The sequence below is a fragment of the Nautilia sp. PV-1 genome (assembly GCF_004006315.1).
In the GTDB taxonomy this organism is placed as follows: domain Bacteria; phylum Campylobacterota; class Campylobacteria; order Campylobacterales; family Nautiliaceae; genus Nautilia; species Nautilia profundicola_A.
In genome coordinates, this window is sequence record NZ_CP026530.1 from 1,139,737 (window position 1) to 1,162,986 (window position 23,250).

A 23,250-nucleotide genomic window follows, 5' to 3' on the forward strand; every position below is an offset into this window, starting at 1 on the left:
GTATCCTTTTTACTGCAAGTATAAAAAAAGAAATAAAAAAAGTAAGGGAGTAAAAATGGTGATATTAAACAGCTTCGTAGATCTTTTGTCTGGCGTTTTTAAAGGTAGGACTTTCGTTTAAAAGCTCTTCAAGCACCTGTCCTATGTATTTATTATTCTTTTTTGCAAGTATGTCGAGTATTGTCGCCACTTCAACACTCACAGAAGGTCTTATCTGTGTTGTGGGTTCTTTTTCTTTTCTTCTCATTTTAATCCTTTACTTAAAACTCTTGAACGTTTTTTTTGCGTATTGATTTTGTTGTTTGAAGTTTTGTAAAACATAAACCTGTCCTGTTTGGCCAGTTCGCTCGGGTCTATTCCCGCAATCTCCAAAGCTGCTCTTGCATAAACTCTGACATCCAGCGCTTCGTTTCTTTTACCGCTTTTGTTAACCCATCTGCCTTTAACTTTTTTCTCAGCCGTAAACTGCTTAAAATATTTTTCATCGTAAATATCCTTATTCGGCCAGTGCATATAAAAAGGTCCCGGCTCTTCTATCATCAAAGCCGAATAAATTTCATCTTTTGCAGTATTGACCCCTATGCTAAACAATGGAACTTTACCTTTGTTTTTAAGGGAAAATCTTCCGGTGGCTATCGGTGCGTTTACATCTCTCGCTCCTTTTATTGCAAATATTTTTCTTAAATATCTTTTTTTACAAAAGTCATATACCGCCTGCGTTCTGTGTCCTCCGGTATCAAGAGCGGCGGCGTATATTTTCATTTTGTTGCCGCTTTCGTGTTCGAAAACCTTTTGCAGATACAAATCAAGAGCTTTTCTTGTTTCAGGAAGTTTCGGATCACCGTTTATAATCACATAATCAATGCTCCAGCTCTCCATTCCGTCACCCCATCCGACAACTTCAACCTCAAATCTGTCGTCCTGGGTGTCTATACCTGCGGTCAATACTCTGACTTCTCCCGGAACTTCCGCTGGATACTCCTCTTTTCTTTCAATAAGTTTCTGAATATCCACATCCACGCTTTCAAATATTTCCTCATACGGAAGTGCTTCTCTTGTATTAATCCAGGTTTTCATCAGTTTGTCGTTTCTGTCTTTTTCAAGCGCCCTTTTGGCTTTTAAATATTCCCTGAATATTTTTTCCCAACTTAAAAACCCGAGCGGTGAGTAAAAACTCGGCAGTCTGTATCCTTTATACGGATGTCCTGGATTTTGAGGAATCCATTTACCTTTGTTAAGCATTTCGTTTTTGTAAAACTCGTCTATTAGACTCCCGCATTTAGGACATGCGTATTTCACATCGCTTGTAAGCTCATATTTTTCCTCGTCCCATTCATATACGAAATTTTCAGTTTCAAACTTTATATATTCCCCGCAGTGAGGACACGGCATAAAATATTCCCTCTGGTCGCTGTCTTCATATTCTTTTTCTATGTTACTCGCACCTTTTATTGTAGGTGTGGAATTTATATATATTTTTCTGTTCGGGAAACTGTCCGCCCTGTTTTTTGCAAGAGAAATCGGACTTCCCTCATCGTTTACATCTTCCGGAAACCCGTCCACATCATCAAGACAAACCACCCGGCAGCTTAAACTTCTGAAATTCGCCGTTGAATTCGAATAAGCATACACAAGACTGCCTCCCGGAAACTCCATCATCGAATTATCGCCCAGGTCGTTTTTCGTTTTTCCGGGTTTTATCTTTTTAGCGAGTCTTTTAACGGCTCTTATCGAAGGTATCAGTTTCATTTGTCTGTGTTTTTTCAAAAGCGCCTCAGTCGGCAGCATCAAAAGCATAGGCGACGGATACAAATCCATATAAGCCATCAAAAAGTTGTTTCCGACTTCTGTACCGCCTATCTGCGTTCCTTTTATCAGCTTGACTTCGTGAGTCGGGTCTTGCGGTGAGAGTGCGTCCATTATCTCTTTTAAAAACGGAAATCTATCTGTCCTCCATTTTCCTGGCTCGGCACTCGACTCTTTCGGTAAAAATCTATATCTGTCGGCCCATTCGCTTATGGTTAAAAGTGGATCAGGTTCAAGACCTTTCAAAAACGCTTCCTTATAAATCCCCATTTTCAGCCTTTAAGATTTCAAGTGCGTGTCTCAATTCATTGTTTAACAGCTCTTTGATCGCATTTGAATCGCTCATCGAAGCAACAATGGAAGCAACCCTGTCCGAAACGCTTAAAACCGCATCCCTGACTCTTCGTCCGAGTTCAAACGCTTCTTTCTCGACTTCTTTTTTTTCTATTAACTCGCCCGTTTCTTTTTTGTATTGAATCTCTTTAAGTTTTGCGGTTAATATTTCGCTGACTGTCTTCGCCTGGTTGAGATTCATCGTCCCAAGCAGTTCTTCAAAACTTCCGTCAATTTTTACACCGCTTCTTTTAACTTCTTCAAGCACCTCTTTTGCTTTTTGTTTTTCCTCTTCCAGTTTTCTGAAATACTGATTTTTTTCTTCTTCACTTAAATCTTCAATACTTGGATACTCTCCCTCATAAGCGAATATATCTTTTTCCTGCCTTCTCCTCTCGTTTGCTTCCCTCTGCGCGTCACGGGAAGGGTCTTTATACTCTTCAAGTATCTTTTTTGCTTCATCGACTTTTATTTTTCCGCCGTCATACGTAGGAATTACACCCCTTTTAACGAGTTTGTTTATATACGTATGTGATCTGTTTACAATTTGAGCGAATTTTCTCTGGCTTACAAGCATTTCCCCTCCTGTATTTCTTTCAAATCCATAAGCAAATTGATACATTCACTCCAATTGCCTTTAAAAACATACTCAACCGCACCTTTGTAATTTTTCAAAACAACATAATCCCCTTCCGCGTTGCTTAAAGCGTTAAACACCGGACGTGGTATTGTCTTGATTAACTCTTTCATTCTTTCTGGTGTTTTGTATAAAGTTATCATTTCTCCTCCTAAAACATTCCTCTTTCAATTTCTTTAACTTCTTCAAATTCCATAATTTTCCTCAAAACTTTTATATCAATGTTATGCAGATTTTCTTTTATTTCTTTTACAAGTTCTATTGCTTTAAAAGATTCTTCTTTTGTTTCTGCTTCAATGTAACGATAATATGTAAGCCTCACATTAAACTTTTTTGCAATAAATAGTAAATCTTTACCATCATCTATCATTTTGCATATTTTATCTTTTGCAAGAGGATGTATTTTTTCCGCTTCCTGTAACACTTTTTTAAAAGCATTTTTATCTTTTCGATACTTAATTGCAAGTTTTACAAACTGTGTATTGCTTCCGTTCCCTAAAAACTTAACTTCGTATCCTCTCTCGGTTTTTTTTATTTTGTATTTGTCCGGGATAATTTTAAATCTTACTTTTCTTGTTAAATATTTGCTTAGCTCATTAATTTTGTCCTGTCCGTAAATGTAATCAAGCAAGCTCATCTTCTTTTCCTCTTAACGCTTTTTGCGATTTTCAATTTCAAATCACCAATCTCATTTTTCAGACTTTCATTCTCTTCTTCAAGGCTTCTGCATTTGTGCATATATACCCTAAGCCTCGCATCAATCGCTTTCACATAAAGTTTCTCGGTTCTGATTTGCTTTGCAGTATAAAGTCCGATCTTGTTTAAAAATTTAATTATCATTTTCATCCCCTTTAATTTTAAACCCTTTTAACATTAACGTTCCAAATAATGCGAAACTCTCTTTTATTTCAAGTTCGTCTCTTTTTTCAAGCCTTTTACAAACATCTCTCACCACACCTGGATGCAGTCCGGTTATTTTCCCAAGCTCCGAATAACTTATAACTTTGTAGCCTTCAATATCTTTACCGTATTTCTTTATCGCGTCGGTAACAATCTTTTCATTTTTCAATGCTTCTTTTCTAATCTTCCTGATTCTGTTTTCTGAATAGTTCATAACTTATCCTTTTTGTAGTGTAAACGATTACACTTTATTATTTGTCAACCAAGCTGAAATACCCAAAACTACGCGTTTTTTGCGGTTGGCGACCACCGCATTAGATAAATTTCTGGAAGGACCCATTACTTTATTTTCCCCAAGTAATAACTGAGATTATGTTCGAACTCTTTTGGATAGAATTCCTCTATATCTTTTAAAGCCGCTTTGACTATCTGGTCGTTAAACATTTGCGGAACTGATATTGTTCTCTTGATTTCAAGCGGCAATCTTTCTTTTCCGACACGCTGAAATACTTGATTGTTTTTTGCTATAAACGTGCGAGATAAAACTTTTCTTCCTTCGTCTTTTCTAATCAAAACGCTTACGCCTTTTTTTGTCTGTTTAGGATTGAAGTGTGATAATGAAAGCCTCCTACTCTTAACATTCATCTTCCATGCATAAGAACCGTCTATCTTTATCAAATTACTTCTCATATATTTTTTAAGCTCTTTTGCTTTTATGTTGTAAGTTTTTCTCACATCTTTTACAACCGTCTTCCTGAATCTTGAACCCGCTCTTGTAGTGGTTCTTTTTTGTGTTTTATACCAGGTGTCTGTATTTAAAAAATCTTTGAATTTATCCAAACCTTTGACTTCTACTTTTAGATCCACACTCACTCCTTTATAAATTCAAGCTCTTTATTTGCAAACAGCTCTGCGAGTCTTTGCGGAACCAATACGCCTTTAAAGCCGTTATCCCCTACAAACATCTGTTCGTCGTCTTTATATTCTCCCTCAATCCATTCGCCGTTTATTTTTAACCTCATTCTTTTAGGTATGTAGGATAGATATATTTCGTTTTTCAGAAAATTTGTGAGGTTGTATTTTTTAGAGATATTTGGATCTCTTAAATATAAGACGGCCGCTCTTATTAATTTATCGTAAGACACTTCATCTTTTATTTTTAAATACTCTTTTAGAGCCTCTTCTTTTTTACCTGCATATTTAGTATTCATCCTGTAAATGAAATATAAGTTGTTAAATTTAGCTCTGTCTTTGTTTGAAATTTTTACGGCATCTCTATCATCATCGTATATATTAAATTCTTTGTCCGAAACAAGTCCGTCATCAGTCCGAGACATTTGCTCATAATCCCGATTTAATGGTATATCTGCTGGACGGATTTTGTCCGGTGAGTGTCCGATTTTTTTTCGGACAGATTTATAGTGAGTTTCGTTTTTTAAGGGCCAAAAAGCATAAAAGCGTTCTATCTCATCTCTAAACTCTTTTATCCAATCCATTGCGGTGCTTTTTGGTATTTCCCATAGCTCAGCATAAAACCTTATTGAATTTACTTCATCCATCTGCATATCATGAGAATAAGACATAAAAGCCATGGCTTTACGTCTTCCTTTTACCCCTTTTTGCTTTAATTCTTCCACATAATCTATTGGATATATTCTATAATTCATTCTATAATTCAATTCCTCTCCTTATATAACCGGTATATCAACGGGCATAGCTTTATCTTCTTTAATATGAATTTCCCCGTAATTTTGAAACCTTGCAAGAGGTCCGTTAAAAAAGCATTTAGCAACGCCTGTCTGGCCGTCTCTGTTTTTTAGAACTATAAGCTCTGCTTCGTTTACCGGAGGTTCAATTTGTGTTTCGTTTCTTTTGTAGTAGCTCTCACGGTGCAGGCCGATAACAATATCCGCATCCTCTTCCACCGCTCCGCTCTCTCTTATCCCTGCAAGTGTAGGTTTTTTGTTTGCAGACTTTTCGTTTTCCCTGTTTAACTGGGAAAGCAGCACTACTACAATCCCGTACTCTTTTGCAATCTTTTTGAATTCTTTTGTAATTTCGCTTATTTCGTTTGCGATATTCTGTCCAGGTTTTTTGATATATCTCAGATGATCTATTATCCAAAACTTAATATTTTTCTTTTCACGGATAACTTTAAACGCTTTTGCTTTTAATTTATGAATAGTCAAATAGCTTTCGTCATGCAAAACAAGCTCAGAGTTTCTATAAAACTCGACGGCCTCTTTGTAGGCACTGTAATTGCTTAAAGCCCCTCTTTTTATATCGTTAAGGGTATTACCGCTGTATGAGGCTATAAGCCTTTGCATAATCTTCTCTCCCGGCATTTCCAAACTGTCAAACAATACACCGTGTCCGAGTTTCAGATTATGCTCGATTAGCGTAGTAGCAAAGCTCGTTTTACCCATGCTCGGTCTTGCGGCTATAATTACCAAATCACCCGGTGCAAACGCACCTATCAATGTATCAAGCGTATGAATACCACTTTTATAACCTACAATCCCTCCGAACTCTTTTGCTTTTTGTATCTGCTCTTCCATTTTTTGTATATAAAAGTTAATGCTTTTTTCATTACTTTTTGCAGTCTTTGAAGTAATCTCTTCCAAATCTTTTGAGATTTTTGATATAATATCCTCCGAATCATCGTTTAGAATCGTTTTGATTTGATTCGAGAGGTGCAGAAGTTCTCTTTTTTGTGAGAGGGAAAGCAGAGCTTCTGCATACTCTTCTATCGTTTCTATCGGTGCAGTAGCCAACAATTCAAAAAACATCTCTTCATCAAATTTATTCATTTTCACAAGTTCATCTTTTAAAAACACTTCGTCAATAGGCATATCACGAGCATCAAGTTCAACCATCGCTTTAAACACATACTGGTGAAACGGCATATAAAACGCTTCCGGATACAATACGCCTTTTAAAAGATCTATTTTGCTTCCGTCATATATTACTGCGCTTAAAATTCCTCTTTCTATATCAACGTTATGATACATTTCTGCTCTCCATCAAGTTTTTTACACGTTTTATCTCTTCATCGTTCATCCAGTATTCGTTCCAGTGAATCAGTTTTCCGTTCGCAGCTTTTTTTACGTGTGTTTTTCTTTCTATTTTGATTCCGAATTTTTTCTCCAACACGCTTATGTGATTAGGAAGTCTTAGCATAGCCCATCTCTCAATCCCGTCCCATGCTGTTAAATGCTCTTTATTAAGAAGTGCGTCAAGAACCGTTCTTGCCTGAGAGTTTTTTCTTGGAAATCTTAACTGTCCCATTGCATATCCTTTTGAATTTGTTTCAACTGATCCTGAATTTTGTTTATTACAAGGTGATACACATCTTTTAATATTTCCCTATCCAAAACAACCACACCCTCAATCACAACGCTTACCGCCGGGTCTTGCGGACACTGCTGCATTCTTTCAAGTTTTTCTTTAAACATTTCGTATTTTTCAAGAGTTTCTTTTTTCATTTTTCCTCCTCTTCGGTGCAAGTGTAACTTTTACACGCCTCAACACATCTTCCCTTTTTTCCGGATAATCATAAATATAGGGATTAAGTTCACGTCTTATAATTTCCTCAATTTTGTCAAGATACACATCAAATAATTTCGAACTCATAATCATCCGCCTTCCAAATTTTTTTCTTATTTTTTTGAACCTGATATATTTCCATTGTTTTCAGAACAGCATAAGGCAGTATCAGTGCAATTCCTACCGTTATTGCGTAAATCATTTTCTCTCCTATACATATTGCTCGGATATTCCCATCCGTCAGCCCACTCTTTTAAGTTTTTCGATTTCTTCTCGCATTTGTCTGATTTTTTCATCTTGCAGCCTTATGTAATATTTTAAAGTTACCGGACTTTTCATTTTTAAGATTGTTTTATTTTGCATTTTTTCTCCCTTCAATCGTTGGTATTTCAGGATGTCTTGCAAAAAACTTTAAGAGCTCATCTCTGTCCCAAATTGCTGTATTCTTATCATCAGGATTTAGCTTCTTAGGAAAATCCGGATATTTTTTAGACAATTGATTGACCCAACTTGATTTTTTACTTGTGTAAGCCATTATCTCTTTTTTTGTCCATACAGGCTTTTTCATCAACTCGTCTTTACTCGTCGCAACCATCTCCGCTTTAAATTCTTTAAGCACAGGTTCTATAACCTCTTTTATCGCATCTCTGACTGCTTTTATTGCTATTTGTTTAATCGCCTCATCAAGCCCTGCTATCTCTAATCTTGCTTCCATTTCTTCTCCTTAAATATTCTTTCATCAGTCTCTCTACCTCTTCCCTGAGAGTCTTACCTCTTCTGACTGCATCCGCTTTAAATTCTCTCAATACTTCACTATCAATTTCCGTAAGCATTCTTTGTCTTCCTTGGACCATGCTTTTTCCCCTTTCATTTAGGTTTAAGTGAGGGCAAGGAGAAAGGATGAAAAAAAGGATAAACACAACCACATTTATTGCCCTCGCTTAAAACTAAATGTATTAACAACAGACTTTCAAAAATCTCAACCTTTACACTTTTTGTTATAATCCGATATATATTTGTAAAGGTCGTATGTCGTTATTATACATTCATTTGAACTTATTTGTCAAGTCATTTGTGAATGTTTTTTATTATTTTCTCAAAAAAAGGTTAAAAAATGAACGATACTAAAGCTATTATTAACAGAATGAAACAAGCATTTAAAGTAAAAACAAATAAAGAATTAGCCGAAAAACTCGGAACCTCAATCTCAAATATTGATAATTGGAAAAAAAGAAACAATATTCCTGATAAATACATTCTTTTAACTTCACAAATGAACGATATAAATAAAAATTGGCTCCTAACAGGCGAAGGAAATATGTATTCCGGAAGATGGGGACTGCAAACTTCCGGCAATGCAATACTCGATAATCTGCTTAGAGAACTTAACTTAAAAGACGAAAACGAACTGATAGAATATTTGGAAAAAAACTATGATTATAAAACCACAAAAGACGATATTGAAAAATGGAAGCAAAACGGCGAAGAACCATACGGACTTCTTACAAAAATTGCAATAAAAGAAAAAATCAACCTCGAAAACCTGTTATTTAAACCCAAAACTGTAAAAATAAACTTTTTCGAAGACGTATATGCCGCCGCAGGAGCAGGTGCGATCAATCATTCTATTAAACCGGTTATTTTGGAAACAGATTTGAGGATCGTAGAAAAGATCTTCAATATCAAAAACCCGGCATACGGTATAGATATTATTACGGTCGTAGGCGACAGCATGGAACCGTATATTTCCAACGGGGAAATAATAGTAATAGAAAGAAACAATAACCCTCATAATGGAGATATTGTAATTGCAAATATCAACGGAAACGTTTATGTTAAAAAACTTGAAAAAGATCCATTTGGAAAATGGGTTAAACTTATAAGCGAAAACCCTGCTTACGAAACAATTAAAATAGAAGGTGAAGAACTAAACGACTTGCAGTTTGTTGGAATTGTAAGAGCTAAGATAAGGCCGTTTTAAAATAAAAAAGGGGGAAGGATGAAATATTATCAAGATTTAAATGAAATCAATAAAGATGAGATAAAATTTACAAGAGATGATATTTTTGATGATATTAATGAAATAGAAGTAGGAGGGAATTTCTTTGTTTTAACTGGAACATTTACATCCGGTAAACGAAAAGATATAGAAAATTTAATTAAGCAATATGGTGGAAAAATCCAAAAAGATATTACAAAATCGACTGACTATTTAGTTGTAGGAGAAGTAACTACAAGAGATTGGAAATATGGAAATTACGGAACAAAAATAGAAAAAGCATTAGAGTGGAAAAAACAAATTCCTTTAAAAATCATTCCGGAACAAGTTTTAATGAAAAGTTTAAAAAATGGAAATGAAAAAAATATTGATGAATATAAAGATGAAATTTTTGGAATCTTTCTAAATTTAAAAGAAAGAGATAGATATGAAACTGTGGATTACCCCTCAGGAAAAATAATTATCCATAATTTAGAAGATGAAATAGAAAATTACACAGATTTTATATTTTCAAAATTAAAAGGACAAGCAATTGAGATAGAATTCCATCTATCTCTTATTAAATACGCATATAATAAATTAAATGAAAAAGAAAAAATTGAAGACACATTAAAAGAAAAACTGATTAATTATTTAAAAAACTCATTATCAAGAAACTTAAAATCACAAAAATCTATTCAACAGATAAAAGAAAATTTTGGCCCTTTTGCAAATACATTATTTTTTAAAAAACAAATAGAAAAATTTAGCCAAAAGGAATCAAAATGAAAAAGGTAATGTTATCTTCGATTATTATAGCTGTATTAAGTTTTGCAAGTCAAATCCAAGATATTTCTAATAGTGTAAAATCGTGGGGAGCAACAGTCAAAATACAAAAAAATCATTTAGTAATCATTACTTCACAAAATAGAGTAACCAACCAAATCTTTCAATCCATTATACAAAATGGAATCTGTATGTATAGTTTTTTTACGCCTGGAATGTTAAAAAATATTAAAGATGTTTATGTTTTAAATAAATTTTCCAAACAGGGCTATGTTCTAGATAATGCTGAAAACGTTTGCAAAACAATTGGAGAAATGAAAGATAACAATAAAATTAAATTATATATTTCATCCAATACACATTTGTATTAATTATTTCTAAGAAATAAAAAGGAGAGAATATGGATATTAATACACATGTTTTAGATTGTATAAAAGATTATATAAAAGAATATAAAGATATTGTTTCATACGTTATTGCTTTATTAGGTGCATTTATTGCAATTGCTTTAAATTACAAAAAATTAATAGAACTAATATACGACATAAAATTTATCAAAATTAAATTTTTACATCGATTAAAAGATGAAAATTTGAATGAAGATGAATTAGACGAAAATATAAAATATATAATAAATAAAAAAATCAATGAAAATATTTTTTATCAAGTTACAGGAATATATAATACATCTGCAAAAATGCAAGAAAAACTTAAAAAGCTTTTAGAAAAATATCCTTCATATAGTTCAAATTATTTATTATCAATTCTACCTTACATAAATATTGAAATCAATAATAATAAACTTAATATATCGTCTAATATAAAAAAACTTGAAAAATTTATGTATAAAGCTTTAAAGTGCATAGGTTTTGTTTTACTTGTAATAGGAATTTTTCTACTTTTTTATGCAGTTTTTTTAAACTTCAAACTATCGACATTTATTACCAGTCTTCCATTTTTAATTTTAGGTTTCTTTTATCTTTACTTAATTCAAGGAATTGAAAAAGCAACTTACTTTATAGAAACTGAAATAAATAATAAGGCGCAAAATGATAATCAAAGAAAAATTAAATGATATAGTCAAAACTCTGCTTGAAGCAGCAAAAAATTGCAAAACAATTCCTTATCCGGCAATATATGAAATATTCGAAGATACAAATGCATCTCGTGCAGATATTTGGAATACATTTGAAGCTGCGGGAAGAAAAATAGCTCCTTTGAATAAATGCATATTCGGAGCGTTACTAAAAGATAAAGAAGGATTACCAAAAAGTGGATTTTTTGATACATATAAAAATCATCGCTCAAATGAATATATCACAATAGTAGGAAACAAACGTATTTTAGAACTTTCCGAACAAGAAAAAGAAGAAATTGTAGAAAATGAAAGACAAAGAATATGGAATATATTTTGCATAAATATATTACCTGTAAAAATATTTAATGGTTCAGATAATTACGAAGATATTGAAAATGAAATATTACATAGAGGACTAGCTATCGTTATTGGTGGTAGAAATGAAGTCAGAAATAAAATAAATGAAATAGAAGAATCTGTAAACAAAAAATTTGGTTTAGAAAACTCTGAAGAACAATCTATAACATCATTTACCTATAATCACCCTGACACTGAACTTGGAATTCTTTTTGATGAAAGTATTTATAATTATCAAGAAGCTGAAAAAACTGCAATTGAGATATATGAAAAAACAAATCAAGGAAATTAAATGGAAGTTTACGCATTTGCAAAAAACAATGAAACAGAAACAGTGCATATCTTAAAACATCCAGGATTGCTAATATATAAACACAAAACTTTTGATGAAGGAAACTTATCTAAATTTATACCTTATCATCCTGATATACCAGGAGTATTAGAAAACAATAATTTTTGGGGCAATATCGAAGCTACTCGACTTATGGCTGCTTATTTAGCTAATATAGGAGAAAATGTTTGCGGAAACTGTGTGAGAGAGCTTTATAAAAATGAATATCCGGATATGGATTGATTTAAAGGGGGAGGTAAAAAATAATGTATAAACTTGATGGTTTTTTTCTTGATACAAATGTATTTGAAAGCGCTAATTTTGATTTGAAAAAACCAAATATAGCTAAGTTTTTTGAACTATGTGAAAATCATAAAATCAATATATATATCGATAAAACTGTAAAACAAGAAGTAAAAAATAGAATATTAAAAAAAGCTAATGAAGTAGCAAAAAGTATTAAAAATAATTTACTTCCATATATTTGCAATATCTTGGATATTGAATATTCAAAGGAAGAACTTGAAAATAAAATTACAAATTATTTAAAAACTCAAATTGATAAAATTTTTGAAAAAATAAAAGTAATTGATAATAATATAAATATCAACGAATTATTAGAATATTATTTTAAACAAAAAGCTCCATTTAATGTTAATAACAAAAAATATGAATTCCCAGATGCAATAATAATGTTATCTCTTAAACAATATATAAATAAAGAAGATAAAAATATAATAGTAATTTCAAACGACGAAGGAATAAGGCAATATTGCTTAGAAAATAATATAGAACACATCAAATTTATATCAGATGCATTAACTAAAATATATTCTCACATTGAATTATATATATTTGAGTTTCTCCAAAATGAAAAAGAGAAAATTAAAGTTAAAATAGAAGATTATATTAAGGAAAAAATAGATTTTATAATATATGGTTATGGACCATACTATGATGATATTGAAGTTGATGAATATGAAATAGACAATGTGATAATTAAAAATATAAATATGACAAATGTTGATAAAGAAAAAAACGCATTTACAATAACATGTCGTGCAAAAATTGAATTTATCATTAGCACATATCCTTATCCAGACTTTGAACACGCTTCACATGACTCTGAAGATGATACATGGTATGTATTTGGAAAATTAAAAACTAAATTTTATCTAACAAAAGAAGTTGAATTGCATTTTGAAGTTGAAATAATTGATAAAACATCTAAGGATTTTGAAATATATTTCAAAGGAAAAGACCCAGAAATAGAATTTGATATTTATAATATTCATCCTAAAGATATAATAGATCAAGAATATCTAGATGATGATACATGGAAAATATATAAATAAAGGAGATAACGTGACAACAGAAAATATACAAAAAGAAATTGAAACTAGACAATTAAAAAGATATGCTCAGAAAATTGCAAAAAATACTTATAGCAAAAATTATACAGATTTATCTTTAGACGAATTAAAAGAAGTTTTATCTATAGTTGATAGATATGGAAGTAAATATTTGCAATTTTACAAATTTGAAAATGAAGAAGACAAAAAAACTTTTATAAGTAATTTAGAAAACTATGATTATAATCCTATTTTTACATTCAAAGAACAAGAAAAGTTGGAAAAATCTTTTATTCATAAAACATCAGATAATGAAAATTTTGAAATTATGTTCAATTTTGAAGTAATAGAAGAAACCTGGAAAAGCAATGAAGAGAACACAATAAAAGAAAAAATATTCATACCGAGAAGGCGTGTTTTATATTTGCATAATATAGAGAATTATGTCATTTTATCTATTGATCCAATAGGAATTGGTAGAGCTGTAGCTGGAATAGAACATTTAGAAAAATATAAAAATCAAGTTGAAAAAATATTGACTAATTCTTTATTTGATAGAATAAATAAGCTCGATATAGAAGAAACTATAAAAAATCTACTCGAAAACCTAACTCTTACTGCAAAAGGTGTAAAATATGAAGACAAGCAAACAGCAAGAGAAACCACTACATTATGTAAAAATTCTCAGGATAATTTAAAGGACATTATAGTAAAATTACCTCAAAATATAAATATCCAAGATTTGAGACTAAAATACAATAAAACATCTCTTGAGCTTTTCAATAAAGACTTGTTAAAAATAAACTCAAGAGCAAACAAGGAAGTTCACGATGAAATTAAAACAAGCATTATATCTATATTGCAGGAACAATAAATTAGAAGATATTTCCTGTTTAATACATTTGTCCTTTTTAAATTATATTTCAAGTTATAAAACAACAATTGAGTGGATAAACATCAATCCTGAACTTATTGCAATTCCGTTAGGTTTAGATGAGAAAATTATTGAAAACTTACTTAAAGATTTAAGCAACAATTATTCAGAAGTCATTCAAAAAGATTACAGATTTTTTTGTCCTGCGAAAATAGAAGACGAAAATAGTTATGAATATTGTGATTCTATTTCAGAAAATGATTTTAAAGAAGAATATTTTTTTGAAGCTGATTGTAGTGCGTGTGGAGATATGCATGAATTTGAATATGAAAATATTAACAAGTATAAGTATGAAATTGGATACATTGGACATAAAGAAAAACTTTTAAAAGAGTTATCTTTATCTGAACAAGACATTTTAAAAGAATTATTGATTATAAATACAAATGAAAACAATCTTGATAAATTAGCTAATTTAATTGTAGAAAAAATTGCTCAGGAAAAACAAATAAATAAAGATGAAACTAAAAAAGGTATTCTTAAACTCTTATATTTAACAAAAGAAACAACAGGACTTATAAAAGGAATTAGTGGAGACGCTGCAGACACCATTACAAATGTAAGAAAAATCGCTGAAGAATTCAGTGGTATAGGGATTATTAAGGATTTATTTTAATGAAAAAACTCTTACTTTTAATCCCCCTCTTACTTTTAGCCTTTACAAGCAAATACACACCTGACCTAAACAATTTCCTACAACCTGTCAAATGCAGCAAGGTCTTACACAAAACTTCGTTCGACATTTGCTACTCTTGCAAATACAAATATCCCCTCGTAGTTTCATACACTCTGAAAGGTGATCTCGTTAAAAAGAAAATATCTCGCAAAGGTTTGAGATTCAGACCTGACTATAATTTACCAGCAAAATGCAGATCTTATTCAAAAGACTACTCTAAAACCGGATACGATAGAGGTCACCTTGCAAGCAATGCTTCATTCGATTATGATAGAAAAATACAAAAAGAAACTTTCTTAATGAGCAACATTGCACCTCAAAAGCCTAACCTTAATCGTAAATATTGGGCTAAGGTAGAAAAGTTTACTCGTTTTCTTGCAGTTAAATATAAACAAGTGGAAGTTGTTACCGGTGTATGCGGTAATAAAGGACACATAAAAAATAAAGTCGGTATTCCTGCTTACTGGTATAAAATAATCTACATCCCTGAGTTAAATAAGACTGTGGCTTTTCTTACACCTAATACAAACGTAGGAATGAGTAAGGCTAAACTGAAAGAGTATAAGACTACATTAGAAGAGATTAAAAGGGTATGCAATTTCTAACATACCCCTAACTTTCCAAAAACTCTTCCCACCACTCTAAAAGTTTTCTTCTCTCTTCCAAAAAATCCGAACGCATATAAGCCCTGGTAACCTTATTTCCTATTACATGTGCTAATTGTGTTTCTATTACCTCTGCCGGAAAGCCGTGATCTTTTTGCTTTTCATAACAAATCGTGCTAAAAGAAGCTCTAAATCCATGTGCAGTATGATTATAACCTTTTCTTTTTATATGTCTGATTAAAGTTGCGTCGCTCATTTCTTTATTAAAATCTCTGCCAAAAAACACTACGCCTTTTTTAGAACCTTTAATATATGCTTGCTCTTTTAATATTTTTACTAACGTATCAGTAAGAGGTAGTCTGAATTCTTCTTTGGCTTTCATTGCAGATGCAGGATATATAACAACTTTTTTGTCTAAATCCACCCATTCCCATCTCAAATTTCTAACATTTCCTGGACGTAGCGCAGTAAGGGCCAAAAATTTAAGCGCATTTAAAATATGATTATAACCTTTATAATCTGCAAAGAAGTCTTTATACATCTCTTTGAAGTCTTCTTCTTTTAAAATGGCATTAAAATGCTGCACTTCCCTTTTCGGCAATACTGCAGTTATATCTATTGCAGCAGTTATATCTGTCTCAGTATAATCATTATGCAAAGCAAATCTATATATCTGCCTTAATAGAGACAACACTCTTCTTGCCGTTTCTGTTTTATCTATAGTTCTAGTAGAAGGTGTATCTATTTCTTTAACTTTTTTCAATATATTTATTATGTCTTTCTTTGTGATTTCTTCTATATTTTTATCTTTAAAAAAAGGAAGAATATATATCTCTAATCTTCTCTTGCTTCTCTCAAAATGTTTTGAACTAACCTCTTGTTCTTTCTTTTCTAAAAATTGTTTTACAATATAAGAAAATTTTTTATTGTCTTTTTCCGATTCTTTTTGTCTTTCTTTTACCGGATCTACACCTTCCAAAATCTTTTCTTTAATTTCTCTTGTAATAGCTCTCGCTTTGCTTAAAGTTATCGTAGGATATTCGCCTATTGTATAGGTTTTCTCTTTTCCATTAAGTCTGTATTTAATTCTCCAGGTTTTTTTACCGGACGGTTTTATTTCTAAATACAATCCATCCCCGTCGAACATTTTATAAAGTTTTTCTTTTGGTTTGGCTTTTTTGATTTTAGTGTCGTTTAGAGGTGTCGCAATTCTTGGCATTTTTCATCCTTAGGGGTATGATATTGATTTTTTTAAAGGGTATAAATACCCTATACCCCCAATTATACCCTAAAAAAATATGAATTGCCGTGATAATTAACGATATGTTATGTTAGATGATTTATCTTAAAGTTTCGATTTTATGGGGATTTGTGTGAAGTTTTAATAAGTTTTGAAAGTGCTTTTGGTTGCGGGGGCAGGATTTGAACCTGCGACCTTCGGGTTATGAGCCCGACGAGCTACCAGGCTGCTCTACCCCGCGTCAAAAAAAATGGCTGGGCTGGGAGGATTCGAACCTCCGAATGACGGAGTCAAAGTCCGCTGCCTTACCACTTGGCGACAGCCCATCGCTTGAGGTGTTGAAATTGTATAAAAATTATTTTTCAATGTCAAGAGTTTTGTCGTATTTTAGGTAAAATTTTAAAAATTTCAAGGAGATTTTATGGATATTGACAAAACAGTCGCCAACCTTGAAAAAGACGGTTACAAAAACATATTTATATGGTCTGATTCCAAAGGCACATATTACGACTGGCACTCTCATCCTTATGAAGAAATAAGAGTTATGTTAAAAGGCGAAATGATTATCAATACAAAAGAAAATTCATACCGATTAAAAAAAGGAGATGTGTTAAAAGTGCCTGCAGGAGAAATTCATGAAGCAAAAATTTTAGAAGACTGTGAATATATATGCGGCAGTAAATTTTGATATAATTATATATAGGTACACCGAGAGAGTGCTGGGAGACCAGAGGAAAGTCCGGGCTGCAGCAAGGCAGGGGTCAGTCTAACGGACTGCCGTCGCAAGACGAGGGAAAGTGCCACAGAAAACAAACCGCCGATGGGCGTTTTAGCCACAGGCAAGGGTGAAAAGGTGAGGTAAGAGCTCACCGGGAATATGGCAACATATTCCGTCATGGTAAACCCGCCCCGCAGCAAGAAGGGATGGTAAAGCCTTGCATCATTACCCTTCGCATGAGCGGCACCGTAAGGTGTGCGCCTAGATAAATACTCTCATAAACAGAACCCGGCTTACAGGTGTACCTAAAACTCTATATTTTTTAAATCCTGTTTTTCCACGATATTGAACATTAGTTTATGTTTAAAAAGTTTATGGCAGTTTGGACATCTCGTAGAATAAAGAGGAAATACTTTTTTGCAGTTTAAGCACACATATTCAAATTCCAAATCCGCAAAATCTTTTTTTACCTGTTTTAAAATTTCTATTTCAAAAGGTCCCTGCTTATCACATTTTTTAAGATGCTTTGCTGCTAAAACATTTGAAAATTTAGGAATATCCGGTATATCGTTTCTGTGCCAGTACAGATCAAGATATTCATAAACCTTATCTTCCGGAATTTCATTATACGCTTTTTCAGGCTCTTTATTAAACAGCGTTTTGAGATATTCTCTTTGTATAAAAGGATAGGTTTTATATATATCATCCAGACTTTTTATTTCTTTACAAAATTCAATATTGCACTTATCATTTAAAGCAAGCTTTAAAAGAGCAAAAGCTTTTTCTTCGCTTAAAGAGACTTCAAGTTCCTCAAATATTTCAAGCACATTAATAATTTCATTAAGATTTCCAAGCTTTTCATCTATAAGCAGTAAAAGTTTGAGCGTTTCTATATCTCTCGGTTTTGTAGACAAAATCTGATATGCCGTTTTTTTTGCCTTTTCCAAAAAACCGGCTTTGTAATAAAGAGTGGCAATATGTCTTAATATTTCAGTACTGTTTATATTTTTACTTATCCAAAGATATATTTTTAGGGATTTTTCAAAATCGCCCTCTTTTTCATAAGCTTTTGCCAACAGATACAGCGCATCTATTGACGCTTCGTCCAGTTTTAAGTTTTCTATTTTTATATATTCAAAATCTTTTAAAAACTCATTAAGTTTTTTTTCCCTGTAATATTCCCTCAGTCTTCCCAGCGCCATTGTAATCAGTACACTTAATAATACGATTACAAAAAACATAATAACGCTAAAAAGAGGATCTCTAAAATCCATAATGCTCCTTCGCACTGCTTTTAGTAAAATTTTACTATAATTTCATTATGATTAAACCAGAGTCAATTGAAAACCTAAAAAGTATCGTCGATATTGTTGATGTAGTAGGCAATTATGTCCAATTAAAAAAACAGGGAAGTAACTATACAGCCCTGTGCCCTTTTCACAGTGAAAAAACACCGAGTTTTATAGTAAGCCCGGCAAAACAGATATATCACTGTTTCGGATGCGGAGCCAGCGGAGACGCAATTAAATTCGTCATGGACATTGAAAAGCTCTCATACCCGGAAGCACTGGAAAAACTGGCAAGTATGTACAACTTCAAACTCGAATATTCCAAAAGCTCTTCTTTTGTCAGAACGGATGTACTTGAAAAAGTAAACTCTTTTTATATCCAGGAGCTCTATAAAAATAAAACTGCCTACGAATATCTCAAAACCAGAGGAATAAAAGATTCGACTATAGAAAAATTCGCACTCGGATACGCACCGGACAGCAAAAAGCAGTTCCAGTTTTTTAAAAATGCGAATTTAAATATAAAAGAATTAAAAGATTTAGGAGTTCTGTCCGAAAACGGGGAATATCCAAGGCTGATAGAAAGAATCACCTTCCCTATTTTTTCCCCAAGCGGTAAAATTATCGCAATGGGAGGCAGGACAATATCAAACCATCCTGCAAAATACATTAACTTTACAAATACGAAAATATTCAATAAATCAAAAACATTTTACGGTCTTAATTTTTCAAGAGAACACATTTTAAGAAAAAAACAGGCTATTATCGTAGAAGGATATATGGATGTAATAATGCTTCATCAGGCCGGATACAATACCGCAATAGCGACACTGGGTACCGCTCTTACGCAGGAGCATCTGCCGCAGCTTCAAAAGCTTTCTTCCAAAATACTTCTTTCTTACGACAGTGACAATGCGGGAATTAACGCGGCTTTGAAAGCATCTAAACTCCTGTTTAAAAATTTTTTTGAAGGCGGAGTGATTCTTTTCCCTCAAGGACTGGATCCGGCGGATGTAGTTAAAAACGGAGACGATTTAAACATATATTTTGAAAAAGCCATACCGTTTTTGGACTTTATTATCAGTTATACAATACAGAAATACGATATAAAAAATCCGGTTCAAAAAAAGGCCGCCGTTGACGAGCTTAAAGAATACATTTTTACACTTCCTGAAATTATAAGGGAAAGTTTTATAATAAAAGCTTCCCAGTTTTTACAGATTAACCCAAAACTTTTAAGCGTAAGGTCTTCAGGCCAAAGCGTTTCTTCCCAGAACAAGAGGATAGAAGTAGCTGAAGCGTCTATTATCAAAACTCTTTACGAAAATCCTCATATAATGGATGAAATCGTTGAATATTTAAGCACAGACGTATTTAAAACACATCAAAAAGAATTAAAACTCGTCTACGAAGAAAAATTTGACGATCCGGAGCTTTTAGATATTGTGCTGCGTGAAGACATACTCTGCCTGGATATGGAAGCATTAAAAAAACAGATAATAAAACTGCTGATTCCGTACTATCAGAATAAAATTCTGAAATTAAAAACGTCAAACCTTCCAACAGATGAAAAAATGCATAAATTAAAAATACTAAACTATAAAGTTTTACAGTTAAAAAAAGGAGAATTAGTTGAAAGCGATAGCACTGTTTAGCGGGGGTTTGGACTCCGCACTGGCAATAAAACTCATACAAGACCAGAATATTGAAGTAGAAGGCGTATATATTGACGTAGGATTTGAAAGCAATAAAAACAAAATCAAAGACCTGCAGACACTTGCGGACGAACTCGGTATAAAACTGACAATACTGGACACTAAAGAAGATTATATTAAAAACATTCTTTTTAACCCTGTATACGGTTACGGTAAAAATATGAACCCGTGCATCGACTGCCATGCCAACATGATAAGAGTTGCTAAAGAATATATGCAAAAAACAGATGCCAAATTCATAATAAGCGGAGAAGTTGTGGGACAAAGGCCTATGAGCCAGAGACTCCCCGCAATGAACGCCGTAAACAAACTGGCCAACGCAGAAGGACTTGTCCTAAGACCTCTTAGCGCCAAGCTGCTTCCTCCAAGCGTTCCTGAAAAAGAAGGATGGGTTGATAGGGAGAAACTTTTGGCAATAAGCGGAAGAGACAGAAAAATTCAGCTCGAACTGGCAAAACAATATGGTCTGGAACATTTCGAAAGTCCTGCGGGAGGCTGCCTGCTTACTGACGTCAATTTTTCCAAAAGATTAAAGGATTTTTCAAAAACACTGAATTTAACACCTGATGAAATAGATGTTTTAAAAGTCGGAAGACACTTTAATATAGACGGATTTAAGGTTATTATCTCCAGAAAAGCGGAAGAAAATCCGGTACTTAAAGACTACAGCGGCTCTCTTTTCAAAAAAATGTACACAAAAGGATTTCCGGGTCCGGTAGGACTTATACAATATGATGCACCGGAAAAAATTAAAAAAACTGCGGCGGATATGATGGTAAGTTATACCAGAGAAGAAAACGGGGATATCATTATAGGAGATGAAATATTTAAAGGTGTTAAAAAAGACAAACAGGAATTTGCTAAATATCTGATTTAATTATTTTATTTTAATAAATCCTTTATTTACCAAAAAGTCGTAAATTTTACTTACAATACCTCCAGCTGCGCTGCCGCCGTGGCCTCCGTGCTCTATTAAAACAGTTACAACCACCTGAGGGTGTCTGTAAGGTCCGAATGTGGTAAGCCACGCATGTGAACGGTGAAAATAGGCAAGTTCGTCTTCTCTTTTTCTTTTTTTAACTTCCTGAGGTATAGAATACACCTGTGCCGTTCCCGTTTTACCCGCAATGGTTACCTTAGTTGTAATATGTCTAGTAGCAGTACCTCCGGGTGCGTTACAAACCGCCCACATTCCTCTTCTTACAAGTCCGAGATATCTTTTTTCTCTTTTCGTAAGCACATCTTTTAATACGGGTTTTGTTTTATTATTGTCTATATACTCTACAACAAAAGGTTTTGGAAGCTTTCCGCTTGCAATTAAAGCGGTATCAACCGCCACCTGTAAAGGCGTAGCCAGAAAATATCCCTGTCCGATAACCGCATTTAACGTTTCACCTATAAACCACGGCTGATGGTATTTTCTTATTTTCCACTCTTTATCCGGTACTATTCCGGCTTTTTCATTAGGCAGATCTATTCCAGTTTTATGACCGAATCCCATCTTTTTAAGATGGCTTGCCAGATAATTTATTCCAATTTTAAGACCAAGCTGATAATAGTATGTATCGACACTTCTTTTAATAGCCTTTACAAGATCCGTCATACCGTGTCCGCTCGGTTTCCAGTCCCTGAATTTTCTGTTTCCGATTTCTATATATCCGGGACAGTCTATTTTTTTCCAAGGATTCCATTTTCCGCTGGCAGCAGCAATCAGACCTTCGGCAGGCTTAACGGTAGAACCGGGAGGATAAAGACCGCTTACGGGCTTATTTAAAAGAGGATGGTATATATCATGCAGAAGTTTATGCCATGTTTTATAATCAATACCTTTTACAAACAGATTATTGTCATAACTTGGATAAGTAACAAGGGCAAGTATCTCCCCGTTTGTCCTCATCACTACCACCGCGCCTTTTTTATTCTGTTTTTTAAGCATATTATAAATCATGGACTGCAGCTGGGTGTCTATGCTTAATTTAAGAGAATGGGAAACAGGCTTTTTATAAGCAATTTCTTTTAATATTTCGTTTTTTGCATTTACTATCACCGTCTTTTCGCCAGGAGTTCCCTGCAGAATATTGTCATAATATTTTTCAATCCCTCTTTTACCCGAAATTTGTGTGAGCTCAATCGTTTTATTTCTTTGAAGGTCTTTAACAGTGGCTTTTGACACATATCCTAAAACATTGGAAAGCACGTCTTTATACGGATATTTTCTTAAATAGCTAGGTGTAATAATAATATTATCGTCCAGACTCAAAAACGGCTGCACTTTGTAAATTTTATCTTCACTGACATATTTTACCAATACTATAGGCTTATGATTATACGGAGAATTTTCTTTTTTGTAAATTTCAAGAAGCTTTGTTGCATTTATGTCATTTAGCGTTTTTTCAAGCTCGTTAATTGCATCATGAAGTTCTTTATCTTTCAAATGGGGCTTTAAAGCAATGTCAAACCTCAGCTCGTTATAAGCGATAGGTTTGCCGTTTTTATCGTATATAACACCTCTAACGGGAGGTATTAAAATCTCTTTTTCCCTGTTTTGCAAAGAAAGTTTATTGTATTTTTCATTTGATTTGATACTAAGGTCGTATACCCTGTATATCAAAAGCATATAAAATGCAAAAATTACACTTAATACGATTTTAGTTCGCATTTTAAAAGCCTTATTGCTATCAAATCAAACGCATAATTATAAATTAAATAGATAAACAGCATTGAAGTTTCGATGTTCGCAAAGTTTCTTAAATATATTCCCAAAGCCAAATACACAATAAAAAGCGCAACGGCATCCTGATAATGAAAATCAACAATATCTTTCAGTCTTTCAAGCAAAACAAATTTTATAAACAGCATAAGCATACTGAAAAACAGCAGATTAAAATTATGAAAAAGTGAAAACAGAACAATAAACAAAAGAGCCATAAAAAAATTTTCACAAAACAGGAAAACTCCAAGCATTATTG

Annotated in this window: 34 protein-coding genes, 2 tRNA genes and 1 other RNA gene; 14 read left to right on the plus strand and 23 right to left on the minus strand. The window is 32.9% G+C overall.

What is annotated here, in order from left to right; translation table 11 throughout:
- Positions 1 to 64: 64 nt before the first annotated feature.
- The 17 genes from C3L23_RS06115 to C3L23_RS09510 form a co-directional block, all read right to left on the minus strand.
- Complete coding sequence (locus tag C3L23_RS06115) at positions 65 to 247, minus strand: hypothetical protein (protein WP_127680877.1); 183 nt, start codon at positions 245 to 247, stop codon at positions 65 to 67.
- Entirely contained in the window at positions 244 to 2,076 is a 1,833-nt protein-coding gene (locus C3L23_RS06120; protein ID WP_127680886.1) for a phage terminase large subunit family protein, read from the minus strand. The genes C3L23_RS06115 and C3L23_RS06120 overlap by 4 nt, the downstream gene beginning before the upstream one ends.
- Positions 2,063 to 2,716 carry a hypothetical protein gene (locus C3L23_RS06125; RefSeq protein WP_127680888.1) on the minus strand — a complete coding sequence of 218 codons (654 nt, stop codon included), beginning with the start codon at positions 2,714 to 2,716 and terminating at the stop codon, positions 2,063 to 2,065. The genes C3L23_RS06120 and C3L23_RS06125 overlap by 14 nt, the downstream gene beginning before the upstream one ends.
- Positions 2,707 to 2,919: a hypothetical protein gene (locus C3L23_RS06130; protein WP_127680890.1), complete on the minus strand. Its 213-nt coding sequence runs from the start codon at positions 2,917 to 2,919 to the stop codon at positions 2,707 to 2,709. Before C3L23_RS06130 ends, C3L23_RS06125 begins: the two co-directional genes overlap by 10 nt.
- An 8-nt stretch (positions 2,920 to 2,927) precedes the next feature.
- Positions 2,928 to 3,413 carry a hypothetical protein gene (locus C3L23_RS06135; RefSeq protein ID WP_127680892.1) on the minus strand — a complete coding sequence of 162 codons (486 nt, stop codon included), beginning with the start codon at positions 3,411 to 3,413 and terminating at the stop codon, positions 2,928 to 2,930.
- Positions 3,410 to 3,622, minus strand: a complete 213-nt coding sequence (locus C3L23_RS06140; protein ID WP_127680894.1) for a hypothetical protein — start codon at positions 3,620 to 3,622, stop codon at positions 3,410 to 3,412. Before C3L23_RS06140 ends, C3L23_RS06135 begins: the two co-directional genes overlap by 4 nt.
- Positions 3,606 to 3,890, minus strand: coding sequence for a hypothetical protein (locus C3L23_RS06145; protein WP_127680896.1), 285 nt, complete (start codon positions 3,888 to 3,890; stop codon positions 3,606 to 3,608). Before C3L23_RS06145 ends, C3L23_RS06140 begins: the two co-directional genes overlap by 17 nt.
- Before the next feature lie 125 nt (positions 3,891 to 4,015).
- Complete coding sequence (locus C3L23_RS06150) at positions 4,016 to 4,543, minus strand: hypothetical protein (protein ID WP_127680898.1); 528 nt, start codon at positions 4,541 to 4,543, stop codon at positions 4,016 to 4,018.
- Between the two features lie 2 nt (positions 4,544 to 4,545).
- The gene (locus C3L23_RS06155) at positions 4,546 to 5,355 is read right to left on the minus strand and encodes a hypothetical protein (RefSeq protein WP_127680900.1); all 810 of its coding nucleotides are present in this window, start codon (positions 5,353 to 5,355) and stop codon (positions 4,546 to 4,548) included.
- A gap of 9 nt (positions 5,356 to 5,364) precedes the next feature.
- Entirely contained in the window at positions 5,365 to 6,687 is a 1,323-nt protein-coding gene (locus tag C3L23_RS06160; RefSeq protein ID WP_127680902.1) for a DnaB-like helicase C-terminal domain-containing protein, read from the minus strand.
- Positions 6,677 to 6,964, minus strand: a complete 288-nt coding sequence (locus C3L23_RS06165; protein WP_127680904.1) for a helix-turn-helix domain-containing protein — start codon at positions 6,962 to 6,964, stop codon at positions 6,677 to 6,679. The genes C3L23_RS06160 and C3L23_RS06165 overlap by 11 nt, the downstream gene beginning before the upstream one ends.
- A complete protein-coding gene (locus C3L23_RS06170) occupies positions 6,952 to 7,161 on the minus strand; it encodes a hypothetical protein (protein WP_127680906.1) in 210 nt (69 codons plus the stop codon). The genes C3L23_RS06165 and C3L23_RS06170 overlap by 13 nt, the downstream gene beginning before the upstream one ends.
- Positions 7,142 to 7,309 carry a hypothetical protein gene (locus C3L23_RS09505; RefSeq protein ID WP_168175719.1) on the minus strand — a complete coding sequence of 56 codons (168 nt, stop codon included), beginning with the start codon at positions 7,307 to 7,309 and terminating at the stop codon, positions 7,142 to 7,144. Before C3L23_RS09505 ends, C3L23_RS06170 begins: the two co-directional genes overlap by 20 nt.
- A complete protein-coding gene (locus C3L23_RS09645) occupies positions 7,290 to 7,424 on the minus strand; it encodes a hypothetical protein (protein WP_256385434.1) in 135 nt (44 codons plus the stop codon). The genes C3L23_RS09505 and C3L23_RS09645 overlap by 20 nt, the downstream gene beginning before the upstream one ends.
- Positions 7,425 to 7,462: 38 nt before the next feature.
- Positions 7,463 to 7,585: a hypothetical protein gene (locus C3L23_RS09650; RefSeq protein ID WP_256385435.1), complete on the minus strand. Its 123-nt coding sequence runs from the start codon at positions 7,583 to 7,585 to the stop codon at positions 7,463 to 7,465.
- On the minus strand, positions 7,575 to 7,937 hold the full coding sequence (locus C3L23_RS06175; protein WP_127680908.1) for a hypothetical protein: 363 nt from the start codon (positions 7,935 to 7,937) through the stop codon (positions 7,575 to 7,577). Before C3L23_RS06175 ends, C3L23_RS09650 begins: the two co-directional genes overlap by 11 nt.
- Positions 7,906 to 8,055, minus strand: coding sequence for a hypothetical protein (locus tag C3L23_RS09510; RefSeq protein WP_168175720.1), 150 nt, complete (start codon positions 8,053 to 8,055; stop codon positions 7,906 to 7,908). Before C3L23_RS09510 ends, C3L23_RS06175 begins: the two co-directional genes overlap by 32 nt.
- 281 nt (positions 8,056 to 8,336) lie before the next feature.
- Between C3L23_RS09510 and C3L23_RS06180 the strand changes: the two genes are divergently transcribed.
- Genes C3L23_RS06180 through C3L23_RS06225 form a run of 10 tightly spaced genes read left to right on the plus strand, consistent with a single transcriptional unit; the run spans position 8,337 to position 15,319 of the window.
- Complete coding sequence (locus C3L23_RS06180; RefSeq protein ID WP_127680910.1) at positions 8,337 to 9,203, plus strand: LexA family transcriptional regulator; 867 nt, start codon at positions 8,337 to 8,339, stop codon at positions 9,201 to 9,203.
- Positions 9,204 to 9,221: 18 nt separating this feature from the next.
- Entirely contained in the window at positions 9,222 to 9,989 is a 768-nt protein-coding gene (locus C3L23_RS06185) for a BRCT domain-containing protein (RefSeq protein ID WP_127680912.1), read from the plus strand.
- A complete protein-coding gene (locus C3L23_RS06190; RefSeq protein ID WP_127680914.1) occupies positions 9,986 to 10,357 on the plus strand; it encodes a hypothetical protein in 372 nt (123 codons plus the stop codon). The genes C3L23_RS06185 and C3L23_RS06190 overlap by 4 nt, the downstream gene beginning before the upstream one ends.
- A 29-nt stretch (positions 10,358 to 10,386) precedes the next feature.
- Positions 10,387 to 11,061 (plus strand): hypothetical protein, encoded by a 675-nt coding sequence (locus C3L23_RS06195; RefSeq protein ID WP_127680916.1) that lies wholly within the window; start codon positions 10,387 to 10,389, stop codon positions 11,059 to 11,061.
- A complete protein-coding gene (locus tag C3L23_RS06200) occupies positions 11,036 to 11,713 on the plus strand; it encodes a hypothetical protein (protein WP_127680918.1) in 678 nt (225 codons plus the stop codon). Before C3L23_RS06195 ends, C3L23_RS06200 begins: the two co-directional genes overlap by 26 nt.
- Positions 11,714 to 11,995, plus strand: a complete 282-nt coding sequence (locus C3L23_RS06205) for a hypothetical protein (RefSeq protein ID WP_127680920.1) — start codon at positions 11,714 to 11,716, stop codon at positions 11,993 to 11,995. It begins immediately after the preceding gene.
- 23 nt (positions 11,996 to 12,018) lie between these two features.
- On the plus strand, positions 12,019 to 13,107 hold the full coding sequence (locus C3L23_RS06210; RefSeq protein ID WP_127680922.1) for a PIN domain-containing protein: 1,089 nt from the start codon (positions 12,019 to 12,021) through the stop codon (positions 13,105 to 13,107).
- Between the two features lie 10 nt (positions 13,108 to 13,117).
- The gene (locus tag C3L23_RS06215; protein WP_127680924.1) at positions 13,118 to 13,978 is read left to right on the plus strand and encodes a hypothetical protein; all 861 of its coding nucleotides are present in this window, start codon (positions 13,118 to 13,120) and stop codon (positions 13,976 to 13,978) included.
- Complete coding sequence (locus C3L23_RS06220) at positions 13,935 to 14,654, plus strand: hypothetical protein (protein WP_127680926.1); 720 nt, start codon at positions 13,935 to 13,937, stop codon at positions 14,652 to 14,654. Before C3L23_RS06215 ends, C3L23_RS06220 begins: the two co-directional genes overlap by 44 nt.
- On the plus strand, positions 14,654 to 15,319 hold the full coding sequence (locus C3L23_RS06225; RefSeq protein ID WP_127680928.1) for a DNA/RNA non-specific endonuclease: 666 nt from the start codon (positions 14,654 to 14,656) through the stop codon (positions 15,317 to 15,319). The genes C3L23_RS06220 and C3L23_RS06225 overlap by 1 nt, the downstream gene beginning before the upstream one ends.
- A 7-nt stretch (positions 15,320 to 15,326) precedes the next feature.
- Here the strand turns inward: C3L23_RS06225 and C3L23_RS06230 are convergent, their stop codons facing one another.
- The 3 genes from C3L23_RS06230 to C3L23_RS06240 form a co-directional block, all read right to left on the minus strand.
- Positions 15,327 to 16,538, minus strand: coding sequence for an integrase arm-type DNA-binding domain-containing protein (locus tag C3L23_RS06230; RefSeq protein WP_127680930.1), 1,212 nt, complete (start codon positions 16,536 to 16,538; stop codon positions 15,327 to 15,329).
- Between the two features lie 185 nt (positions 16,539 to 16,723).
- Positions 16,724 to 16,800, minus strand: a tRNA-Met gene (locus C3L23_RS06235).
- Positions 16,801 to 16,810: 10 nt separating this feature from the next.
- Positions 16,811 to 16,885: transfer RNA gene (locus C3L23_RS06240), tRNA-Gln, on the minus strand.
- Positions 16,886 to 16,980: 95 nt separating this feature from the next.
- On the opposite strand from C3L23_RS06240, the gene C3L23_RS06245 reads away from it, so the two are divergent.
- A complete protein-coding gene (locus C3L23_RS06245) occupies positions 16,981 to 17,247 on the plus strand; it encodes a cupin domain-containing protein (RefSeq protein WP_127680932.1) in 267 nt (88 codons plus the stop codon).
- A 12-nt stretch (positions 17,248 to 17,259) separates the two neighbouring features.
- An RNA gene (rnpB, locus tag C3L23_RS06250) (RNase P RNA component class A) lies at positions 17,260 to 17,589 on the plus strand.
- Here rnpB and C3L23_RS06255 read toward each other — a convergent pair.
- Entirely contained in the window at positions 17,583 to 18,551 is a 969-nt protein-coding gene (locus C3L23_RS06255; RefSeq protein ID WP_127680934.1) for a lipopolysaccharide assembly protein LapB, read from the minus strand. The genes rnpB and C3L23_RS06255 overlap by 7 nt on opposite strands.
- Before the next feature lie 47 nt (positions 18,552 to 18,598).
- Here C3L23_RS06255 and dnaG point away from each other — a divergent pair, with 47 nt between their 5' ends.
- Positions 18,599 to 20,221: a DNA primase gene (gene dnaG / locus C3L23_RS06260; protein ID WP_127680936.1), complete on the plus strand. Its 1,623-nt coding sequence runs from the start codon at positions 18,599 to 18,601 to the stop codon at positions 20,219 to 20,221.
- Complete coding sequence (locus C3L23_RS06265) at positions 20,199 to 21,158, plus strand: argininosuccinate synthase domain-containing protein (RefSeq protein WP_127680938.1); 960 nt, start codon at positions 20,199 to 20,201, stop codon at positions 21,156 to 21,158. Before dnaG ends, C3L23_RS06265 begins: the two co-directional genes overlap by 23 nt.
- Here C3L23_RS06265 and mrdA read toward each other — a convergent pair whose 3' ends face one another.
- On the minus strand, positions 21,159 to 22,940 hold the full coding sequence (gene mrdA / locus C3L23_RS06270) for a penicillin-binding protein 2 (protein WP_127680940.1): 1,782 nt from the start codon (positions 22,938 to 22,940) through the stop codon (positions 21,159 to 21,161).
- The gene (locus C3L23_RS06275) at positions 22,919 to 23,245 is read right to left on the minus strand and encodes a hypothetical protein (RefSeq protein WP_168175721.1); all 327 of its coding nucleotides are present in this window, start codon (positions 23,243 to 23,245) and stop codon (positions 22,919 to 22,921) included. The genes mrdA and C3L23_RS06275 overlap by 22 nt, the downstream gene beginning before the upstream one ends.
- Positions 23,246 to 23,250: the final 5 nt, after the last annotated feature.

Excerpts from the sequence above, each read along its gene's own strand:
- C3L23_RS06115 (WP_127680877.1), bottom strand. The coding sequence starts at position 247 with ATGAGAAGAAAAGAAAAAGAACCCACAACACAGATAAGACCTTCTGTG.
- C3L23_RS06120 (WP_127680886.1), bottom strand. The coding sequence starts at position 2,076 with ATGGGGATTTATAAGGAAGCGTTTTTGAAAGGTCTTGAACCTGATCCA.
- C3L23_RS06125 (WP_127680888.1), bottom strand. The coding sequence starts at position 2,716 with ATGCTTGTAAGCCAGAGAAAATTCGCTCAAATTGTAAACAGATCACAT.
- C3L23_RS06130 (WP_127680890.1), bottom strand. The coding sequence starts at position 2,919 with ATGATAACTTTATACAAAACACCAGAAAGAATGAAAGAGTTAATCAAG.
- C3L23_RS06135 (WP_127680892.1), bottom strand. The coding sequence starts at position 3,413 with ATGAGCTTGCTTGATTACATTTACGGACAGGACAAAATTAATGAGCTA.
- C3L23_RS06140 (WP_127680894.1), bottom strand. The coding sequence starts at position 3,622 with ATGAAAATGATAATTAAATTTTTAAACAAGATCGGACTTTATACTGCA.
- C3L23_RS06145 (WP_127680896.1), bottom strand. The coding sequence starts at position 3,890 with ATGAACTATTCAGAAAACAGAATCAGGAAGATTAGAAAAGAAGCATTG.
- C3L23_RS06160 (WP_127680902.1), bottom strand. The coding sequence starts at position 6,687 with ATGTATCATAACGTTGATATAGAAAGAGGAATTTTAAGCGCAGTAATA.
- C3L23_RS06165 (WP_127680904.1), bottom strand. The coding sequence starts at position 6,964 with ATGGGACAGTTAAGATTTCCAAGAAAAAACTCTCAGGCAAGAACGGTT.
- C3L23_RS06170 (WP_127680906.1), bottom strand. The coding sequence starts at position 7,161 with ATGAAAAAAGAAACTCTTGAAAAATACGAAATGTTTAAAGAAAAACTT.
- C3L23_RS09505 (WP_168175719.1), bottom strand. The coding sequence starts at position 7,309 with ATGAGTTCGAAATTATTTGATGTGTATCTTGACAAAATTGAGGAAATT.
- C3L23_RS09645 (WP_256385434.1), bottom strand. The coding sequence starts at position 7,424 with ATGATTTACGCAATAACGGTAGGAATTGCACTGATACTGCCTTATGCT.
- C3L23_RS09650 (WP_256385435.1), bottom strand. The coding sequence starts at position 7,585 with ATGCAAAATAAAACAATCTTAAAAATGAAAAGTCCGGTAACTTTAAAA.
- C3L23_RS06175 (WP_127680908.1), bottom strand. The coding sequence starts at position 7,937 with ATGGAAGCAAGATTAGAGATAGCAGGGCTTGATGAGGCGATTAAACAA.
- C3L23_RS09510 (WP_168175720.1), bottom strand. The coding sequence starts at position 8,055 with ATGCTTACGGAAATTGATAGTGAAGTATTGAGAGAATTTAAAGCGGAT.
- C3L23_RS06180 (WP_127680910.1), top strand. The coding sequence starts at position 8,337 with ATGAACGATACTAAAGCTATTATTAACAGAATGAAACAAGCATTTAAA.
- C3L23_RS06185 (WP_127680912.1), top strand. The coding sequence starts at position 9,222 with ATGAAATATTATCAAGATTTAAATGAAATCAATAAAGATGAGATAAAA.
- C3L23_RS06190 (WP_127680914.1), top strand. The coding sequence starts at position 9,986 with ATGAAAAAGGTAATGTTATCTTCGATTATTATAGCTGTATTAAGTTTT.
- C3L23_RS06195 (WP_127680916.1), top strand. The coding sequence starts at position 10,387 with ATGGATATTAATACACATGTTTTAGATTGTATAAAAGATTATATAAAA.
- C3L23_RS06200 (WP_127680918.1), top strand. The coding sequence starts at position 11,036 with ATGATAATCAAAGAAAAATTAAATGATATAGTCAAAACTCTGCTTGAA.
- C3L23_RS06205 (WP_127680920.1), top strand. The coding sequence starts at position 11,714 with ATGGAAGTTTACGCATTTGCAAAAAACAATGAAACAGAAACAGTGCAT.
- C3L23_RS06210 (WP_127680922.1), top strand. The coding sequence starts at position 12,019 with ATGTATAAACTTGATGGTTTTTTTCTTGATACAAATGTATTTGAAAGC.
- C3L23_RS06220 (WP_127680926.1), top strand. The coding sequence starts at position 13,935 with ATGAAATTAAAACAAGCATTATATCTATATTGCAGGAACAATAAATTA.
- C3L23_RS06225 (WP_127680928.1), top strand. The coding sequence starts at position 14,654 with ATGAAAAAACTCTTACTTTTAATCCCCCTCTTACTTTTAGCCTTTACA.
- C3L23_RS06230 (WP_127680930.1), bottom strand. The coding sequence starts at position 16,538 with ATGCCAAGAATTGCGACACCTCTAAACGACACTAAAATCAAAAAAGCC.
- C3L23_RS06245 (WP_127680932.1), top strand. The coding sequence starts at position 16,981 with ATGGATATTGACAAAACAGTCGCCAACCTTGAAAAAGACGGTTACAAA.
- C3L23_RS06255 (WP_127680934.1), bottom strand. The coding sequence starts at position 18,551 with ATGGATTTTAGAGATCCTCTTTTTAGCGTTATTATGTTTTTTGTAATC.
- dnaG (WP_127680936.1), top strand. The coding sequence starts at position 18,599 with ATGATTAAACCAGAGTCAATTGAAAACCTAAAAAGTATCGTCGATATT.
- mrdA (WP_127680940.1), bottom strand. The coding sequence starts at position 22,940 with ATGCGAACTAAAATCGTATTAAGTGTAATTTTTGCATTTTATATGCTT.
- C3L23_RS06275 (WP_168175721.1), bottom strand. The coding sequence starts at position 23,245 with ATGCTTGGAGTTTTCCTGTTTTGTGAAAATTTTTTTATGGCTCTTTTG.